Below are 17642 nucleotides of genomic sequence, written 5' to 3' on the forward strand. Positions count from 1 at the left end.
AATTCTCAGGCCGGCGCCGCCGCCGCGGAACCGGCGTTCGCGTCCGCCGCCTCACCCGCCTCCTCGCCCGCCGCGTCACGAGCAGTCGGCTCGAGCCGAATCAGGACCGCCTTCGACACCGGGGTGTTGCTTCCCTCGGCCACCGAGTCCAGCGGGACGAGGACATTGGCCTCCGGGTAGTAGGCCGCGGCGCATCCCCGGGCGGTGGGATAGGACACCAGCCGGAAGTCGCGCAGCACGCGTTGGATCCCGTCGTCGTACACGCCGTGCAGGTCGACCTGCTGGCCGTCGGACAGGCCGAGCTCGGCGATGTCCTCGGGGCTGACGAACACGACGTGGCGGCCCTTCCGGATGCCTCGGTAGCGGTCGTTGTGCCCGTAGATGGTGGTATTCCACTGGTCGTGCGAGCGTACGGTCTGGAGGATCAGGGTGCCCGGCGGACGCTCGAGGGGCTCAAGGTCATTCACAGTCAGCACGGCACGACCCGTGGGGGTGCGGAAAGTCCGCGAGTCCCGTGGTCCGTTGGGCAGCACGAAACCGCCGTCCTGCCGGATCCGCTCGTTGTAGTTCTCGCAGCCGTCAACGACGTGGGAGATGTGTTCGCGGATGAGGTCGTAGTTCTTCTCGAAGCCGGCCCAGTCTGCCTTCACCCGGTCGCCGAGCGTCTCGCGGGCCAGCCGGCTGATGATCACCGGCTCGGAGAGCAGGGTGTGCGACACCGGCTCCACGCTGCCAAATGAGGGGTGGACGGCGCACACTGTGTCCTCGACCGAGACGAACTGGCGGCCGCTCTCCTGCACGTCGATTTCGGTGCGCCCCATGGTCGGCAGGATCAGGGCCTCTTCCCCGGTGATCAGGTGGGAGCGGTTGAGCTTGGTGGAGATCTGCACGGTCATCTCGGTGTTGGCGAAGGCCGCCTCGGCGACCTGTGTGTCGGAGATGGCCGACACCAGGTTGCCGCCGAGGGCGACGAGCACCTTAATCTTCCCGTCGCGCATCTGGTGGATGCTTTCGACGGAGTCGACGCCGTGGTCCCTCGGCACGTCAAAGGAGAACTCCTTGCCGAGCGCGTCGAGGAAGGTCGACGGCATCTGCTCCCAGATGCCCATGGTGCGGTCGCCCTGCACATTGCTGTGCCCGCGGATGGGGGAGGCACCGGCACCGGGCTTGCCGATATTGCCGCGCAGCAGCAGCAGGTTGATGATCTCCTTGATCGTGGGGACTGCCTTCTTCTGCTGCGTGATCCCCATCGCCCACGTAATGATGACCCGCTCGGCCCGCAGGTAGCGTGCGGCAAGTTCGTCGATCTCCTCGCTGCGCAGCCCGGTCGCCTCGAGCACCGCCTGCTCGTCGAGCTGGGCGAGGTGCTCGCGGAGCTCATCGAGGCCCTCGCAGTGCTTCTCGAGGAAGTCGTGGTCGAGGACCTTGCCCGGATTCCTTGCCTCGGCCTCGAACACCCGCTTGGAGACGGCCTGGAGCAGCGCCATGTCGCCGCCGAGCCGGATCTGCAGGAACTGATCGGCGATCTCGGTGCCGCGCCCGACGATGCCGCTGACCCGCTGCGGGTTCTTGTACCTCCGCAGGCCCGCCTCGGGCAGGGGGTTTACGGCGACGATCTTCGCGCCGTACTCCTTGGCCTCCTCCAGCGCGGTGAGCATGCGCGGATGGTTGGTCCCCGGATTCTGGCCGAGGATGATGATCAGGTCCGACTTCGCGAAGTCGTCGTAGGTGATGGTGGCCTTGCCGATGCCGATCGTCTGGCCCATGCCCCAGCCCGAGGACTCATGGCACATGTTCGAGCAGTCGGGCAGGTTGTTCGTGCCGAAGCCCCGGACGAACAGCTGGTAGAGGAACGCCGCCTCGTTCGAGGTCCGCCCGCTGGTGTAGAAGGCCGCCTCATGCGGGGATTCCAGGGAGTTGAGTTTCCGGGCGACAATCGAGAACGCCTCGTCCCAGCCCACCGGACGGTAGTGGTCCTCGCCGGCGGCCTTGTAGACGGGCTCGGTAAGCCGGCCCTGCATGCCGAGCCAGTACTCGGTGCGTGCACGCAGGTCGGTCAGCGAGTGTTCGGCCCAGAACTCAGTGCCGATGACGACGGGGGTGGCCTCCCAGGTCACCGCCTTGGCGCCGTTTTCGCAGAACTCGAAGGCCTTGCGGTGGTTCGGGTCGGGCCAGGCGCAACTGGGACAGTCGAAACCGTCCTTCTGGTTCAGCGCCAGCAGGGTCTTCCGGGTCCGGTCCACCCCCATGTGCTCGAGCGCCGGCTTCATTGAGTAGTAGACCCCCGGCACGCCGGCGGCCCAGTTTTTCGGCCGGTTCTTGACCTCGACGTTCTTCTCGTCGGGTTCCTCGACCGGAGGGTTGCTGCGGACCACGGTGCACTTCCCTTCTTCCGGCACCGCTCGTCCCTGGGCGCATGCCGGTTCCTCTGCGGAACACCTTGTCACTCAGGACTAGCAGGCGCGCGGAGCCGCCGCAACCCTTTGTTGGCCCCTAGAGGGTGTGGATGCTCCAGCGCGCCTCGTGGGATCCGCCGGGAGCCAGCACGACGAGGTCGGTGCCCGAATTGAAGGCATCCGGCGGGCACGTCATGGGCTCCACGGCCATGCCGATGCGGGAGACCGCAGGGTCCGGCTGGTCCGCAGTGTGCACCTGCACCCAGGGGCAGTCCCGGCCGAAGGTGATGCCCGCGCCGCGGCCGTCGGTGCCGGTGACACCCACGGTGACCCGCCCGTCGGCGTCGTACGCCAGGTCCGTGAAGGCATGGTCGATGAAGGTCGCGCCCACGGCGCGAGGAGCTCGGAAATCGAACTCCTCGTGCACCGGGTCGAGGGTGGTGGGGATCAGCCGGTCCTCGGTGACGTTCAGGACGGAGTCCGCGGGCAGGGAGAGGGTCCAATCGTCGACGAGGCCGTTCCCGCCCACGAGATACGGGTGCGGCGCGGTGCCGTAGGGGGCGGGGGAGGGCCCGGTGTTTGTCGCCGTCACCGTCGTGGACAGGCCGCCGTCGTCGAGCACGTAGTCAACCTGGACCAGGAGGCGGAAGGGGTAGCCGTCCTGGGGGACCACCTCGGCACGAAGCCGGACGGAGGACTCGGTGTGCTCCTCGGCAACCCAGTCCTGCCAGGCCATCAGCCCGTGCAGGGCGTGACCGCGGTTGGGCTCGGTCATTGCGAGGAAGTTTTCCTTCCCGCCGAAGGTGTACCGGGCGTCGACGATCCGGTTGGGCCAGGGCGCCAGGAGTGCACCGCGGAAGAAGGGGCGGACCTCGGATTCCTCGTAGGGCACGACGAGGTCCCGGCCCTCGAAGCGCAGCCGGCGGACCGAGGCTCCGACACCGGCGATGTCGGCGGTGTAGCCGCCGGCGCGAAGCGTGTACTGGTGGCCCGAGACGGGCACTGCGGGGTCCATCGGTGTCATGAGTTCCTCTGGGGTGGGTGCTGGGTACTGGCTGGGAAGGCGCCTCCGCGGGAGGTGCCTTCAGAAGTCTAGTGCGCAGGGATCGGGGTTTCGGTCGTCCCCTGACATGGCGCTTAACGGGCGATTCCCCCCGGCGCGTGCGCCGGGGGGAATCGGGAACCGTTGTGAGCCCTTCGGGGGTTCAGCCCTTCAGGTGTTACCCCTTCACGCCGGAGCGTGAGACTCCCTCGATGATGAACCTCTGGAGGAAGACGAACAGCGCCAGGACCGGAAGGCTAGCCATCACGGCGCCGGCCATCAGCAGGTCGTACCTCACCGCGTTGGCCGACTGGAGGGTCGAAAGGCCCGCGGGCAGGGTCTGCACCTCGGGGCTGAAGAGCACGTAAATCGGCCAGAGGAAGTCGTTCCAGTTGGTGAGGAACGCCAGCAGCGCCAGCGTGGCCATTGCGGGCTTCGCGAGCGGCAGGATGATCTTCGTGAACATCTCGAACCGGTTCGCCCCATCGAGCCGGGCGGCTTCCTCGAGGTCTTCAGGCAGCGCTCCGAAGAACTGCCGCATGAAGAACACACCGAAGGCCGACGCAGCGGTCGGGACGATGATCGCCACCAGGGCGTTGAGCCAGCCCAGGCCGCTCACGATCAGGTAGTTCGGGATGATCAGGATGACCGGGGGCACCAGCAGCGTGGCGACGATGACGCCGAACACGATCTTCTTGCCCCGGAACTCCATCCGCGCCAGCGGGTAGGCGGCGAGGGCGGAGATCACGACGACGAGGGCCGCGTGGAGCAGTGCGGCCACCATGCTGTTGAGGAACCAGCGCAGCACCGGGGTGCTGCTGCCGGGGGCGAGGATCGACTCGTACGCCTGCAGCGTCCACGGGTCGGGGATCCAGCTCGGCGGGATCCCGGTGGCATCCTCACGCGTCTTGAAGGACGTGACGAACATGAAGATGAGCGGGCTGATGAAGATCAGCGCCACAATGCTGAGGATGATCAGCCGCAGGACCATCTTGCGCCGCCCGGCGGGATCGGCGCGCTTGGTGGACGGGCGCCCGCTGTTCCCTGCACCGGATGCGCCGGATGCTGTTGACGCACCGGACTCGGTGAGCTGTGTCATTTCCCCTCCTTCTTTTCACGGAAGAGCCAGAACACGATGAGGCTCAGGAGCATGAGGAACAGGGTGAGCACGTAGCTCATGGCTGCCGCGTTCCCCATCTGGAAGTTGCGCAGGCCCGTTTCGGCGATCTGGTAGATCGCGGTGCGGGTCTCACGTCCCGGACCGCCAAGGGTGATCAGGTAGGACTGGCCGAACATGTTCACCGAGGCGATGAGCGTGACGATGGTGACGAAGGACAACACGGGGCGCAGCCCGGGGATCGTGACATTGAGGAACTGCTGCCACTTGTTGGCGCCGTCGACCCTTGCCGCTTCGTACAGCTCCGCGGGGATGTCCTGCAGGGCCGCCAGGTAGATGACAGCGTTGAATCCGAGGGTCCACCACACCGTCACGCCGATCAGGGCAACCCAGGCCGCGGGGGTGGAGGTGGTCCAGGCGATGTTGTCCGGCAGGCCGATCACGCCGAGGTAGTAGTTGACGAGGCCGATGTTGTTGTCGAGCAGGTAGCGCCAGAGCACCGAAATCACTGCGACGCCAAGGACGTACGGCGCGAAGTACACGGCGCGGAAGAAGTTCCGGCCCGGGAACTTCGAGGCCATCAGCAGTGCGACGGCCAGCGGGATGGTCAGCAGCAGCGGAACGCTGAAGACGGTGAAGATGCCCGTTGCCTGCATGGAGCTCCAGAAGCTCTCAAAGTAGGGCGAGTCGGGCTGGAACAGCGACACGTAGTTCGCCAGCCCGACAAAGGGCTGAAGCGGACGGGTGTAGTCCCAGGCGTGCAGGCTGATCCAGAGGCCAAAGACGATGGGGACGAGGACGAACCCGATGAAAAGGATCAGGTACGGAGCGAGGAACAGCCACGGAGTGCCTGCGGCCTGCTTGGCGACACCCTTATTCGTTTTTGGGGCCGCAATTCGGGTGGGCGTAGTGGTCGGCTGACGCCCGGGCGCCTCCCCCTTCGAGGAGGCGCCCACCTGGGATGAGGATTTCATGTTCGGCTATTTTCCAAACGAGGCTTGGTTTTCTTCCATCAGCTGGGATGCTTTCGCAGCAACTTTTGAAAGGGCTTCCTTGGGCTCCTGCTCGCCGAGGATCGCGTTGTCGACGCCGACCTCGAGAGTCTCGGCCTGGACGGTGCCCAGACCCGGGACGGGAGGCAGGAACTTCATGGAGTCGACCTTCGCAGCGATCGGTTCCTGCGGGGTTCCATCAAGTGCTCCGCCTTCGCGCACCGAGGTGCGGGCCGGGATCATGCCTGAGCCGGCCCAGGTGTCGGAGTTCTCGCTCATCCAGGCGATGAAGACCTTGGCGGCGTTCACCTTGTTCTCGTCGGGAGTGGCCTGGCGGGGGAGGAAGAAGTTGTGCGAGCTGGCCCACACTGCGTCTTCCTCGCCGATCACGGGGATCGGAGCGGCTGCGTAAGGCACGCCGGCGGCTTCGAGGTCGTTGAACTGCCAGATGCCGTCCCAGGTGATGGAGTTTTCACCGTTCTTGAAGGCGACGTACTGGGAATCGATGGCGACGTTCTTGGGGCTGTACCCATCCTCGATGATCGAGGTCTGCCATTCGAGTCCCTCGACGCCGGCCTCCGAATCGAAGGTGGCCTTGGCGCCATCGGCGTCGTAGGGCTCGCCGCCGTTCTGCCACAGGAGGGAGAGGTTCATGAGGTGGCTGGGCCACTTCGCGGGCATCCAGAACGGGTTCTCGTAACCGGCGGCCTTCAGCTTCTTCAGCGCGTCCTCGAAGGATGCGGCGTCGGTGGGGGCCTCGGTGATGCCCGCCTTCTCGAAGTGCTCGGTGTTGTAGTACATCGCCAGAGAATGAACGTCCAGCGGGACGCCGTAGCGCTTGTCCTCGTACACGCCTGCGTCCCAAACCTCTTCGGTGAAGTCGTCACCGGTCAGTTCGAGCTCCTCGGCGAGGTCATCGACGGGAACGATGACGTTGCGGGCGGCGTTGCTCGACAGCTGCTCAAGGTGCATGACCCCGACGTCGGGGCCCTCGCCGGCCTGAACGGCGGCGGGAAGCTTCTGGTACATGTCGGCCCACTTGATGGTGTTGGGGACGACCTTGATGTTGTCATGCTCGGCGTTGAATTCTTCGACCATCTTTTCCATGAACGGGCCGTCACCGCCGGTGAACCCGTTCCAGTAGTCGAGTTCGACCTTCGGGCCGGTGTATTCACCGGTGAACTCCGTGGCCGTGCCCTGCTGGGCTCCGCCACCTCCGCAGGCGGTGAGTGCCAGAAGGGCGGTGGCCCCAACGGCGGTGGCTGTGAATACACGGTTACGGATGAACCGCTTCGGATAGGTCATCATTGTCCTCCTCGGTGAAAGTGGTGCTCAGCGCCCGGGGCGTTTCGCATCGTTGTCAGGCGGCCCATCCGGCAAGGCGGCGTTCCGTAGACGTTGCCTCAAGATACAGCGCTGTAAACTCGTATGTCTAGTAAGCCCCAATGAGTCCCGACTGTCCACTAGTATTAATTTTCCAGCGAGGGGGTGGCAGTGAAGCGAGTAAGACTTGTCGATGTAGCCGAAGTCGCAGGCGTGTCGACGAAGACCGTGTCCAACGTTGTCCATGATTACCCGCATGTGGCGCCCGAACTGAGGCTCCGGGTGCAGGCCGCCATCGACAAGCTCGGCTACCGGCCGAACCTGACCGCCCGCCGCCTTGTCACGGGCAGAACCGGGATGATCGCCCTCGCCATTCCGGAGATCGACCACCCCTACTTCTCGGAGCTTTCCCGCCAGATCGCCGAAGAGGCGGCGCGGCGGAACTACCGGGTCATCATCGAACAGACCCTGGGCAAACTCGACGCCGAACACGCAGTGCTCGAGGACCGCGAAGCCGGCCTGGTGGACGGCATCATCTTCCACCCGGTCAGTATTGGCGCACTGTCCATCGCAAAGCTCCACCACGACACCCCCCTGGTGCTGCTGGGGGAGGGCGCGATGCCGGCGACCAGCGACCACGTGATGATCGACAACGTCGCCGCAGCGGCCGAAGCGGTCCATTTCCTCCTCCGGCAGGGCCGGCGCCGCATCGCCTTCCTCGGAGTCGTCGAGGACGACGTCACCTTCTCGACGGACAAGCGGCTGCTTGGGTACCAGCAGGGCCTGATCGAGGCAGGGCTGGATCCGGATCCCGCGCTCGTGCTGTCGGTAAAGGACTTCTCGCCCGAAGCCAGCGGTGAGGCGGTTCGGGCTGCCCTGGAGCGGGGGGTCTCCATCGACGGCATCGTCTGCCGCGACGACAAATTCGCCGCCGGAGCCCTGCGTGCCTGCGCCGCCGCCGGCATTTCGGTGCCCGATGGAATCGCGGTGCTCGGGTGGGATGACACGGCTATTGGGAAGTACACGACGCCGAGCCTGACCTCGGTGGCTCCGGACAAGTCGGCGCTGGCTTCGACGGCCCTCGAACTGCTGACCGAACGCATCGACGGCTTCCGCGGTGTCGGTCGGCACCGGATCGTTCCCCATGGACTCACGATCCGGCAGAGCACCCCGTCCGTGTCCTCCGGGCTGGCAGTGCCCCAGGGCAAGCCGGCCGTTCCGTCGGCCTGAACGGGCGCCCCAACCTGAGTCGCGTCATCGTGGAGCGTTTGGCGAAATTGACTTTACAGCGTTGAAAAATTCGGTCAGGATTGACGCCATGCCTAACTCTTCCTCCTTCAGTGCAAGCACCCAAGACGGCAGCTACCCGCGGCCCCAGCTCGTCCGGCGCCACTGGCACGATCTGTCGGGGGAGTGGGAGTTCGAGCATGACGACTCAAATACCGGGGTTGAGAGCGGGTGGGCAGCCGGGACGACCAGCTTCAGCAAACGGATCCTCGTCCCGTTCCCGCCCGAATCCACCCGCTCCGGCATCGGAGCCACGGGCTTCCATCCGGTGGTCTGGTACCGGCGCACGCTCACCCCGGCCGACATTGCCGCAAGCGGATGGACCGGCGGTGAGGACCGGGTGCTGATCCACTTCGGCGCGGTGGACTACCGGGCCTCGGTATGGGCTGGCGACCGGTTGCTGGGCACCCACGAGGGCGGTCAGACACCGTTCTCCTTCGATATCACGGAGCAGGCGAGGACCGGGGAGGACTTCGTCCTCGTCGTCCGGGCCGAAGACGACCCCCACGACGTCTCCCAGCCACGCGGCAAGCAGGACTGGCTCGAAGAGCCCCATGTCATCTGGTACCACCGCTCGACCGGGATCTGGCAGCGGGTCTGGCTCGAGGCCGTCCCGGCCACTTCCGTCCGCCGGATCGCCTGGCGAACCGACGTGCCCGGCGGGACGGTGAGCCTCGACGTCGAACTGTCCTCCCGTCCGGTCGACGAGGTGAGCGTCCGGGTCGAGCTCAGCTACCGCGGCAAACCCCTCGGCACCCATCAGGTGTTCTCCTCCCAGCCACGGTTCACCATGACGAGCGCGCTGGCCCACCAGGCGAACGGCCAGGCCTATGAGAACCTCCTGTGGTCTCCCGACCACCCGCGACTCCTCGATGCGCGCGTCGTCCTGATGGACCGGGAGGGCAACGTCCTCGACGAGATCTGGTCCTACCTTGGCCTGCGCAGCGTGGGCGAGGCCGGCGGCCACTTCCTGCTGAACGACCGCCCGTTTTACGTGCGCTCCGTGCTGGAGCAGGGCTTCTGGCCCGACTCCCTGTACACCGCGCCGGACTCCCAGGCCATTCAGGACGAGATTCAGCTGATCAAGGACCTGGGGTTCAACTCGGCCCGGCTCCACGAGAAGGTCGAGGACCCCCGCTTCCTGTACTGGGCGGACCGCCTGGGCCTGCTGATCTGGGGCGAGATCGGAAGCACCTTCGAATTCTCCCCGACCGCCGTCCAGCGGGTCACCCGCGAGTGGATGAGCGTGGTCGAACGTGACATTTCGCACCCCTCGATCGTCACCTGGGTTCCGGTCAACGAGAGCTGGGGCGTCCAGCACATCTCGCACGATCCCGCCCAGCAGCACTTCGTGCAGGCCCTGTACCACCTCACCAAGGCCCTCGATCCGACCCGCCCCGTCGTCTCCAACGACGGCTGGGAGCACACCGAGTCCGATCTGCTGACCATCCACGACTACACGACGACTCACGACGGGCTGAAGGCGAACTATGCGACCGCCGAGGCGGTCGAGGGCCTCGTTGAGGGGGTGGGTCCGGCCGGCCGCAGGCTGACGACCCTTCCCACCGGTGGAAGCGGGAAGCCGGTGATGGTTTCGGAGTTCGGCGGGGTGACCTATGCGCCGAACAGTCCCATCGCCACCTGGGGCTACTCCACCGTCGATTCCCCCGAGGACTTCGCCGACCGCGTCGGCGGTCTGTTCTCCGCCCTGCAGACGAGCCCGGTGCTTGCGGGATTCTGCTACACCCAGCTCACCGACACGATGCAGGAGGCCAACGGGCTCACCGACGAAAACCGGAAGCCGAAGCTCCCGGTCGAGGTGATCCGTGCCATCGTCACCAACGGTGCGAAGGAAACCCACGACAATGTCGTGGATGAGGGCGAGATGATCCTCCCGCAGTGGCAGCCGGGGCCCGCAGCCTCAGCAGCCGTCGGCTCCTAGGCCGCCGATCCGCTTCCGCCCGCCCACCTGCCTTGAGCCGGTGGGCGGGCGGTCTCCATTAAGCGGCCGGTCAGAGGCTGGTGTCCAGCAGCTCGTTGAGGACCTCGGAGGCGGTTTCGGGGTCCCCGGCGTCGGAGTAGTGCTTGGCCGCCCGGAGGTAGTGCCTGCGGGCCGGCGCCGGTGCGTCCACGCTGGCGTGGTACTGGCCGAGGAGGCGCTCCCTCAGGCCTGCTGATTCGAACTCGAGGTCCTCCGGGTCCTTCACCTGTTCGATCAGCGCATAGGCGGCACCGAGGTCACCGCGCAGCGAGTGGAGGTGGGCCCAGGCGAGCAGCAGTTCCGACCGTTCGGAGTCCGTGCCGGCAATGCGGAACCCCAGATCGGCGTTGGCGAGGCACTGTTCGACGGCGTCGTCCGAGAGGCCGGCAAGGAGGCGCGCCGAGGCTGAGGCCCTGTTGAAGTGCGCCCAAAGCCCCACATCGGTGTGGGGGGTGAGGTGCTGTGCCGCGATGGCGTGCTGGGCCAGGCCGGTTTCCACATCGCCGCGGCGGAACGCGATATTGCCGACCACCCAGCCGGCCCTTCCGATCGTAGGGGAGGACATGCCCGGCACCGTCGAGAGGTCGGTGAGTGGAAGGGCTTCCTCCCAGGCCTCTTCGTAGTCCCCCCGAACCGACAGGGCAGCCACGAGGATGAATCCGCATTTGAGGCGGGTCACCGAGTGGTCGGGGAGTGTGGACGCGGCGGCGACGGCGGAGCGGGCGAGGGTGATCGCCTCGTCCAGGGCTCCGGTGGCGCGTTTCGCAACGGAGAGCGCGCTCAGCACGGTCGCCTCGAGCTCGGGCCATTCACCAGTCAGGGGGTGGGCGAGCAGTTCGGTAAGCGTCTCCTCCGCGAGATCGGGGCGCCGCAGGGCTGAGTATGCCTCGGCCTGGAGATTGGTGAAGTGCCACCAGATCGCCGAATTCGACTGCTCGCGGGCCAGGCTGGCAACATATTCGGATTCGGAGGCCGCGAGGGCGTAGTCCTTGAGGTCCCAGGCGTTCTGGGCGTGCTGCAGGGCGGCGGCGAGCGCACCGCCGTCGTCGGTGGGGCCGGTTCGGATCCAGCCGAGGACGGTCTGCGGGTTCAGCTTGAGCAGGTCGGCGAAACGCCAGGCCATCTCCCTGCTGGGCTGGCGCTGACCACTTTCAAGGAGGGAAACGTAACTCGCCGAGTACCGGCCGGCTCCGAGCTCGCTCTGGGTGAGTTTCCTCGCCGTGCGGGCGCTCCTCAGTTCGTCGCCGAATGCCATGCCATTTCCTCCCCCAGGGGAGCCCGGTGCGTCCCCGGGGACAGCCTATGCGCCTTTACTGACCCGTCAAATCTTTGACACGCCCTGTCACGCCGGACGGCCCTGGAGCTCCACGCTACTCCCGCACGGGATGGCGGCTGATGATCGAGATGCGGTTAAACGCCCCGATGGTGATGGCGATCCAGTTCACCGCTGAGAATTCGGCGTCGCTCAGGACCTTCCGGGCTTTCGAGTGTTCCTCATCGAGGACCTCCGAGGGAGGAAGCAGCGTGGCGCTCTCGGCAAGCGCGAGGCCGGCCCGCTCCTGCTCGCTGAACAGGTCGGTGTCGCGCCAGGCAGGAAGTACCGACAGCCGGCGTGGGGAGACTCCCGCCGCGAGGGCCTCCTCTGTGTGGACGTCAAGGCAGTAGGCGCAGCCGTTGAGCTGGGAGACCCTGACCTTGATCAGCTCCGAAAGCTCCGCGCCGATTCCTGCTGCGTCGGCCGTTTCCTTGACCTTCAGGGCCAGGCCGTTGAGGGCGCGGAAGAGTGCTGGGTCTTCCTTGTCGAGGAAGACGCGGCGGGCGGTGCGGGGCTGGGAATCGGTGGTCACGAAGGGTCTGCTTCCTGTCGGGCGGCGGTGGCTGGCTTGTCGATGAGGTGGTCCCATTCATGGTGGGTGCGGAGGTAGGTCGCGATGTAGGGACACAGCGGAACGATCCGCAGGCCGCTTGCGCCGGCGTCGTCAAGGGCGAAGCGGGCAAGCTGCGCACCGAGTCCGCGGCCGGAGTAGGCGCGATCGACCTCGGTGTGGAGGAGCAGGATCTGGTTGGAGGACGGGCGCAGTCGATAGTCGGTGAAACCAATGGTGCCCGAGCCCTCTTCCACCAGTTCGTAGCGGCGGCGTTCGGGAACGTTCATCACCCGCAGCGGGGCGTCCACGCCAGCGCTGCCGTTCTGCCCTGCGTCCATTGCCTGTCCTCCGTCGGAAGAAGGGCCGCCCGGCGGCAGGGTCCGCTCGCGCGGCTGCCGGCGCCCGTCGGCGGGCCCGTTGTCCTTTCGCTTTCCTTTTCAATTCTTGCACCGATCGGCCCGGACCTCCCCCGCGGAGGAAGGTGGCGCGGCCGGGTGGTCCGGTCCGGCGGCCCCGTGCTGAACGCAGTAGCATTCGAGGGGTGAAACCGTTTCTCCTGCTGGCCACCCGTGCCGACGACGCTGCCGCCGAGGGCGAATATCGGGGATTCCTGCGCTTCGGCGGGCTCGTACCGGACGAGCTCCACCGGGTGAGGGTGGAGCACGGACCGCTTCCGCCGATCGACCTGGAGCGGTACTCCGGGATCTTCGTGGGCGGCAGCCCCTACAACTCGTCGGATCCCGAGGAGGAGAAATCGGCCGAGCAGCGCCGGGTCGAGCGGGAACTCGGCACCCTCCTCGACGAGGTTGTGGCGGAGGACTTTCCCTTCCTAGGTGCCTGCTACGGCGTGGGAACGCTGGGCCGGCACCAGGGGGCGGTGATCGATCGGACGTTCGGTGAGCCGGTCGGTGCCGCGACGGTGACGCTCAGCGGAGCGGGCGCCGAGGATCCGCTGCTCGAGGGCGTGCCGGAGGCCTTCACCGCCTTCGTCGGCCATAAGGAAGCCTGTGCCACCCCTCCGCGGGGCGCGGTGGTCCTTGCCTCGTCACCGGCTTGTCCGATCCAGATGTTCCGGATCAAGGAAAACCTCTATGCCACCCAGTTCCATCCGGAGCTCGACGTCGATGCCTTGGTCGAACGGATTTCGATCTACCGCAACGCCGGGTACTTCCCGCCCGAGGAGGCCGAGGACTACATGCGGCGGGCCCGCGGCTACCGGGTGGATCATCCCGCCCGGATCCTGCGCAATTTCGTCCGCCGGTACGCGGTGAGCTGAGCGGCCTCCGGGGGCGCTTCGGCGGGCGCGGGTCGCGCTAGCTGAGCGCGTACTGCAGCAGGAACCCGTCGATGGCTGCAGGGGCGAAGACCTTCCGCATCACCAGGGTGGTGAGCCCCTCCAGGGCGGCATCGTCGCCCGCCGCTCCGCCTTCGACGGTGAGGCCCTTGGCGATCCGTCCGACGACGTCGGACATCACCCGCTCCCGCACCTGGTCGACGAACGCGGGGAGCACCCCGATGGTACCTCCGAGGACCAGCCGGTCGGGGTTGATGGTGGTGACGGTGGTCGCAAGTGCCCGTCCCAGGACGTCGGCGGCCGCCGTCAGTGCGTCAATCACCACCGGTTCGTCCCGCCGGGCGGCGGCGCTGATCTCCGGGAGGGTGGGGTAGCCGGCCGGGCCTAGCTTCAGGCCCAGGGAGCGCCCCGAACTGAAGGTGGCAAGGCAGCCGTGTCGGCCGCAGCTGCACACCGGCCCGTTGGGGGCGACGCGGATATGCCCGATGTCGCCCGCCGCGCCGTGGGCGCCGTGAAGGATCGAGCCGTCGACAACGATCCCGCAGCCGATGCCGGTGGCGACCTTGATGTAGACGAGGGTTTCGGCGTCGGTCCTGCGTTCGCCCAGCGCCGCGGTGCGTGCGTCATTCTCGATGACGAGGGGCACCGGCCAGCGCCCGGACATGGCGGCGACAACGGCGTCCGGCGGCCAGCCGGGGATCGTCGTTGAGTGGACCACGTGGCCGGTGGCCGCCTCGACCGGGGAGGGCACGCTCACCCCCACGCCGGTGAGGATCTCTGAGGTTTCCTGCTCCAGCAGTTCGGCCCCGGCCGCCAGCAGCGGCCCCAGGACGGTGTCGGCGGATTCGGAGATCCGGTGGGCCAGGGTGCGGGTGCGCAGCTGCCGGCCTCCGGTGTCGGTGACGCTGACCGTGGCATGGGTCTGGCCGAGGGCGAAGGCGAGGATGACGCGTCCCCGGTCGTCGAACCGGATCTTGCGGGAGCGGCGCCCGCCCGTGGCCTCGAGTGGTTCGGCCTCGTAGACCAGGCCGCGGCGCACCAGGGCATCGAGGCGTTCGTAGAGGGTGGCACGCGACATGCCGGTGGCCGCCAGCAGCTGCTGGCGGGACAGGCCACCGGTGGAACGGATCAGGTCAAGGAGGCTGCCGTGGGAGGCGGCCCCACCCAGCCCTGCTGGCACACGCTCAACAGCCATTTCCGTCCCCTCCTGTCCGGTCGTCCAGCCTACCGCAGGCCGTTCGGCCCTCCGGCCCGCGCCGGGTCAGGCCGCGGGGAACCAGTCCTCGGCGATCCGGTGGCCGAGGGTGCCCAGCAGGGCATCGGCATTGCGGATGGATTTCTGCAGGTCCTGCTCCAGCTCGGTCAGTGCGTAGGCGCGGGCGATTCCGAGTCCCTGCAGTTCCTCGGTGGTGAGGGTCCGCCGTCCGCAGACCGCGGCGACGGGCAGGCCGCGGGCCAGGGCGGCGCGGGCCACCCCGGCCGGTGCCTTGCCGCTGAGGGTCTGGGCGTCGAGGGAGCCTTCACCGGTGATCACCAGGTCCCCCTCGCCCAGCCGGGCGAGCGCGTCGGCGAACCCGACGAGTTCGAGGACCACCTCGACCCCGGGCCGGGTGGTGGCCTCGAGGACCGCCAGTGCGGCAAAGCCGAGCCCTCCGGCGGCCCCGGCCCCGGGCGCCTCGCTGACGTTGGGGTCGGACCCGCAGGCACGGTGGACCGCTTCGGCGTAGTGCCGCAGCCCGTCTTCGAGTGCGGCGACGTCGGCGGGCGAGGCGCCCTTCTGCGGCCCGTACACCGCTGCCGCGCCCCGAGGCCCGAGGAGGGGGTTGTCGACGTCGGTTGCGAGGATCACCTGGCAGGTGGCGAGCCGGGCATCGAGCGTCGTGAAGTCGAGCCGGCCCAGGTCGGCCAGGGCCCCGCCGCCGCGGCCGAGTGCGCGGCCGCGGCGGTTGACGGCGAGGGCGCCGAGCGCCTCAAGGAAGCCCAGGCCCCCGTCGGTCGAGGCGCTGCCGCCGACGCCGAGGATGATCCGGCGGGCACCGGCGTCGAGGGCGGCCCGCACCAGCTCACCGGTGCCGTAGGTCGTGGCGGCCAGCGGGGCGGGGATTCCTCCGGGCAGCTTTTCGAGCCCCGAGGCCTGCGCCATCTCGACGACGGCGGTGGCCGTCTCCTCGTGCCAGGCGAAGGCAGCGGCCAGCCGCTCCCCGGTGGGGCCGGTGACCATCACCTCCCGCCGGGCGTATCCGGCGCCGACCGCGGCATCGAGGGTTCCGTCCCCGCCGTCGGCGATGGGCATGCGAACCACCCGCAGGTCCGGGCGGTGCGCCGTCAGGCCGCGGCCGACGGCGGCGCACACGCTGGGGGCGCCCAGGGAGCCCTTGAACTTGTCGCTGGCGATGAGGACGGTTCTCATGACGGGGTATCCGGAGATGTTCCTCCGGGTGCGCCGATCCATTCGAGGGCCGCTGCGGCCGTCCACGCCTGGGCGAAGCTGCCTAACGGCGTTCCACTCAGGGGGTCGTAGTATTCGGCGAACTTCAGGTCGGAGAGCTGGTCCAGGGAGGCCGAGCGCAGGCCTCCGTAGAGGTGTTCCTGGCCGTCGCGGGCGCTGGCCCAGCCCAGGAGCAGGTTGAGGAAGGGCCAGACCGGCCCGCGCCAGTAGGTGCGGGGGCGGAACGCCGGGCTCGAGGGAGAGGTGGAGGGCGGCAGCGGGAACCGCAGGTCCGGGTGTCCCATCCAGTGCGGGCCCTGGAGCAGGTCACGCTGGCGCTCGAGCAGACCGGAGTCACCGCCGGCCACCAGCGGTGCGAAGCCGGAGACCGTGTCGGTGGAAATCCACTCGTCGGCCAGCACGTCGTAGTCGCGGGCCAGGCCGGTGGCGGGATCGACCGTTGACGCCACCCCGGCACGGAACCGTTCGGCCAGTTCCCGGAGCTCGGCGGCCTCCCCGTCGCGGCCGAGTTCGTCCCCGAGCCCGGCAAGCACCTCACTCGAAGCAGCCATAATGCCCGAGAAGAACACATCGCGGACCCGGAAGTCAACGGTGTCGCGGACAGCGTCGTCGTCGAACCGGACCGAGGCCATCTGCTGGACGAGCCAGAGGTACTTGGTGTACTCGGCGTCGTCGGGGCGCTCGCTGGCATGGGCGACGTGCAGGGTGTCCCGGCGCGTGAACGGCTTGACCTCCCCGGGGGTGAGGCGGGAGTAGGGTCCGTCCCAGCGCGGAGAATTGTCGAAGCCCGATTCCCAGCCGTGGTGGATCTCAACGAGGCCCACGCCGTCGGGGTCCCGGACGGTGGCCAGCCAGCGGTGCCAGGCGAGCCAGCCGTCGAAGGACTCGGCGAGGAAGGCCTCGGCGGCCTGCTGGTCGCTTCCGCCGTTCTCGCGTGCCCGGTCGAGGATATGGCGCAGGGCGATCGCGTGGACCGGCGGCTGGCAGATCCCGCTGCTCCGGGTCCCCGGCGGCAGCGCCGCGGCGTTGGCGGTTCCCCAGCGGTCGAACCCGGGGAAGTAGCCGGTGTCGTCGTCGGTGAAGACAATGTGGGGGATCATGCCCGTGGACCACTGGGCGGCCAGGAGCGTCCGGAGCTCGGTGATGGCGCGGGGAACCTTGACCCGGGCCAGGCCGATTGAGACGAAGGCTGCATCCCAGCTCCACATGTGCGGGTAGAGGTTGGGTGCGGCCGTGGTCATGGTGCCCAGGTCGTTCACGCGCAGGACTTCGATGGCGGCGGCGCGCAGCTCTGCGGTGCTGAGGGTTTCGGTGATCATCGTGCCACCAGCGCCATCGCGGTTTCGCTATCGAAGCCGGCACAGGAGGCGAGGAAGGGAACTGAGAGGGCCGCGCCTATCCCGCCAAGGAGGGCGCTGCGTCGTGAGACGGAGCGCTGCAGAAGTTGGGGAGGGGTGTTTTTCACTGGTGCTCCGATCGAGAGTGCTCCATTGCGCCTTTCGTCCAAGACTCAGACAAAAGTTTGGAAGTGTCAAGTGTTCGGATCGAACAGGGGTTCTCGGAGGGCCTGCTGAAGTGACGCGGTTGCGGTGGGGTTTGGTGGGTGGAGCCGGAACGAGGCGATTGCGCGGCACTCCCTCGGTGGGGCGGACGTTCGGATGCGCGTGTGGCGGGCCACTCAGTCGAGAAGTGGTGGTGTGGAGCCTTTGGGGGTCCGGCGGTCCAGTAGCCGTTGCGCCGGGGTCTTTGCTCGGGGTCCAGGTGGTGGGGTGGGAGGAACCAGGGGATGCCGTGCCGGGAGTGCACGGTCCAGGGCCCGTCGTGGATGCGGTGGTGGTGGTGGGAGCACAGCAGCACCCCGTCGCCGAGGGTGGTGGTGCCGCCCTTTTCCCA

The 17642-nt window shown here is 67.7% G+C and carries 14 protein-coding genes; 3 read left to right on the plus strand and 11 right to left on the minus strand.

Annotation, left to right across the window (positions count from 1 at the left end; genetic code table 11):
* Window positions 1-5 precede the first annotated feature (5 nt).
* The 5 genes from I6N91_RS15765 to I6N91_RS15785 form a co-directional block, all read right to left on the minus strand.
* Window positions 6-2375, minus strand: coding sequence for an FdhF/YdeP family oxidoreductase (locus tag I6N91_RS15765; RefSeq protein WP_198814117.1), 2370 nt, complete (start codon window positions 2373-2375; stop codon window positions 6-8).
* 118 nt (window positions 2376-2493) lie between these two features.
* Window positions 2494-3411, minus strand: coding sequence for an aldose 1-epimerase family protein (locus tag I6N91_RS15770; protein ID WP_198814147.1), 918 nt, complete (start codon window positions 3409-3411; stop codon window positions 2494-2496).
* A 205-nt stretch (window positions 3412-3616) separates the two neighbouring features.
* Entirely contained in the window at window positions 3617-4537 is a 921-nt protein-coding gene (locus tag I6N91_RS15775; protein ID WP_233091936.1) for a carbohydrate ABC transporter permease, read from the minus strand.
* On the minus strand, window positions 4534-5529 hold the full coding sequence (locus tag I6N91_RS15780; RefSeq protein WP_198814119.1) for a carbohydrate ABC transporter permease: 996 nt from the start codon (window positions 5527-5529) through the stop codon (window positions 4534-4536). Before I6N91_RS15780 ends, I6N91_RS15775 begins: the two co-directional genes overlap by 4 nt.
* Window positions 5530-5535: 6 nt before the next feature.
* Window positions 5536-6852, minus strand: coding sequence for an ABC transporter substrate-binding protein (locus tag I6N91_RS15785; protein WP_233091937.1), 1317 nt, complete (start codon window positions 6850-6852; stop codon window positions 5536-5538).
* Between the two features lie 189 nt (window positions 6853-7041).
* On the opposite strand from I6N91_RS15785, the gene I6N91_RS15790 reads away from it, so the two are divergent.
* Window positions 7042-8100, plus strand: coding sequence for a LacI family DNA-binding transcriptional regulator (locus I6N91_RS15790; RefSeq protein ID WP_198814123.1), 1059 nt, complete (start codon window positions 7042-7044; stop codon window positions 8098-8100).
* Between the two features lie 88 nt (window positions 8101-8188).
* On the plus strand, window positions 8189-10099 hold the full coding sequence (locus tag I6N91_RS15795; RefSeq protein ID WP_198814125.1) for a glycoside hydrolase family 2 TIM barrel-domain containing protein: 1911 nt from the start codon (window positions 8189-8191) through the stop codon (window positions 10097-10099).
* A gap of 70 nt (window positions 10100-10169) precedes the next feature.
* On the opposite strand, the gene I6N91_RS15800 is transcribed toward I6N91_RS15795, so the two are convergent.
* From I6N91_RS15800 to I6N91_RS15810, 3 genes are all read right to left on the minus strand, one after another.
* Window positions 10170-11393 (minus strand): helix-turn-helix domain-containing protein, encoded by a 1224-nt coding sequence (locus I6N91_RS15800; protein ID WP_198814127.1) that lies wholly within the window; start codon window positions 11391-11393, stop codon window positions 10170-10172.
* 115 nt (window positions 11394-11508) lie between these two features.
* A complete protein-coding gene (locus I6N91_RS15805; protein WP_307843394.1) occupies window positions 11509-11985 on the minus strand; it encodes a carboxymuconolactone decarboxylase family protein in 477 nt (158 codons plus the stop codon).
* Window positions 11982-12344: a GNAT family N-acetyltransferase gene (locus I6N91_RS15810; RefSeq protein WP_198814129.1), complete on the minus strand. Its 363-nt coding sequence runs from the start codon at window positions 12342-12344 to the stop codon at window positions 11982-11984. Before I6N91_RS15810 ends, I6N91_RS15805 begins: the two co-directional genes overlap by 4 nt.
* Before the next feature lie 203 nt (window positions 12345-12547).
* Between I6N91_RS15810 and I6N91_RS15815 the strand changes: the two genes are divergently transcribed.
* The gene (locus I6N91_RS15815) at window positions 12548-13282 is read left to right on the plus strand and encodes a glutamine amidotransferase (protein WP_198814130.1); all 735 of its coding nucleotides are present in this window, start codon (window positions 12548-12550) and stop codon (window positions 13280-13282) included.
* Between the two features lie 37 nt (window positions 13283-13319).
* Here I6N91_RS15815 and I6N91_RS15820 read toward each other — a convergent pair whose 3' ends face one another.
* The 3 genes from I6N91_RS15820 to I6N91_RS15830 form a co-directional block, all read right to left on the minus strand.
* Complete coding sequence (locus I6N91_RS15820; RefSeq protein ID WP_198814131.1) at window positions 13320-14495, minus strand: ROK family transcriptional regulator; 1176 nt, start codon at window positions 14493-14495, stop codon at window positions 13320-13322.
* A 66-nt stretch (window positions 14496-14561) separates the two neighbouring features.
* A complete protein-coding gene (locus I6N91_RS15825) occupies window positions 14562-15710 on the minus strand; it encodes a glycerate kinase (protein ID WP_198814132.1) in 1149 nt (382 codons plus the stop codon).
* On the minus strand, window positions 15707-17068 hold the full coding sequence (locus I6N91_RS15830) for a glycogen debranching protein (protein WP_198814133.1): 1362 nt from the start codon (window positions 17066-17068) through the stop codon (window positions 15707-15709). Before I6N91_RS15830 ends, I6N91_RS15825 begins: the two co-directional genes overlap by 4 nt.
* Window positions 17069-17642: the final 574 nt, after the last annotated feature.

It is taken from the genome of Arthrobacter sp. MSA 4-2 (genome assembly GCF_016405885.1).
Classification (GTDB): Bacteria; Actinomycetota; Actinomycetes; order Actinomycetales; family Micrococcaceae; genus Arthrobacter_D.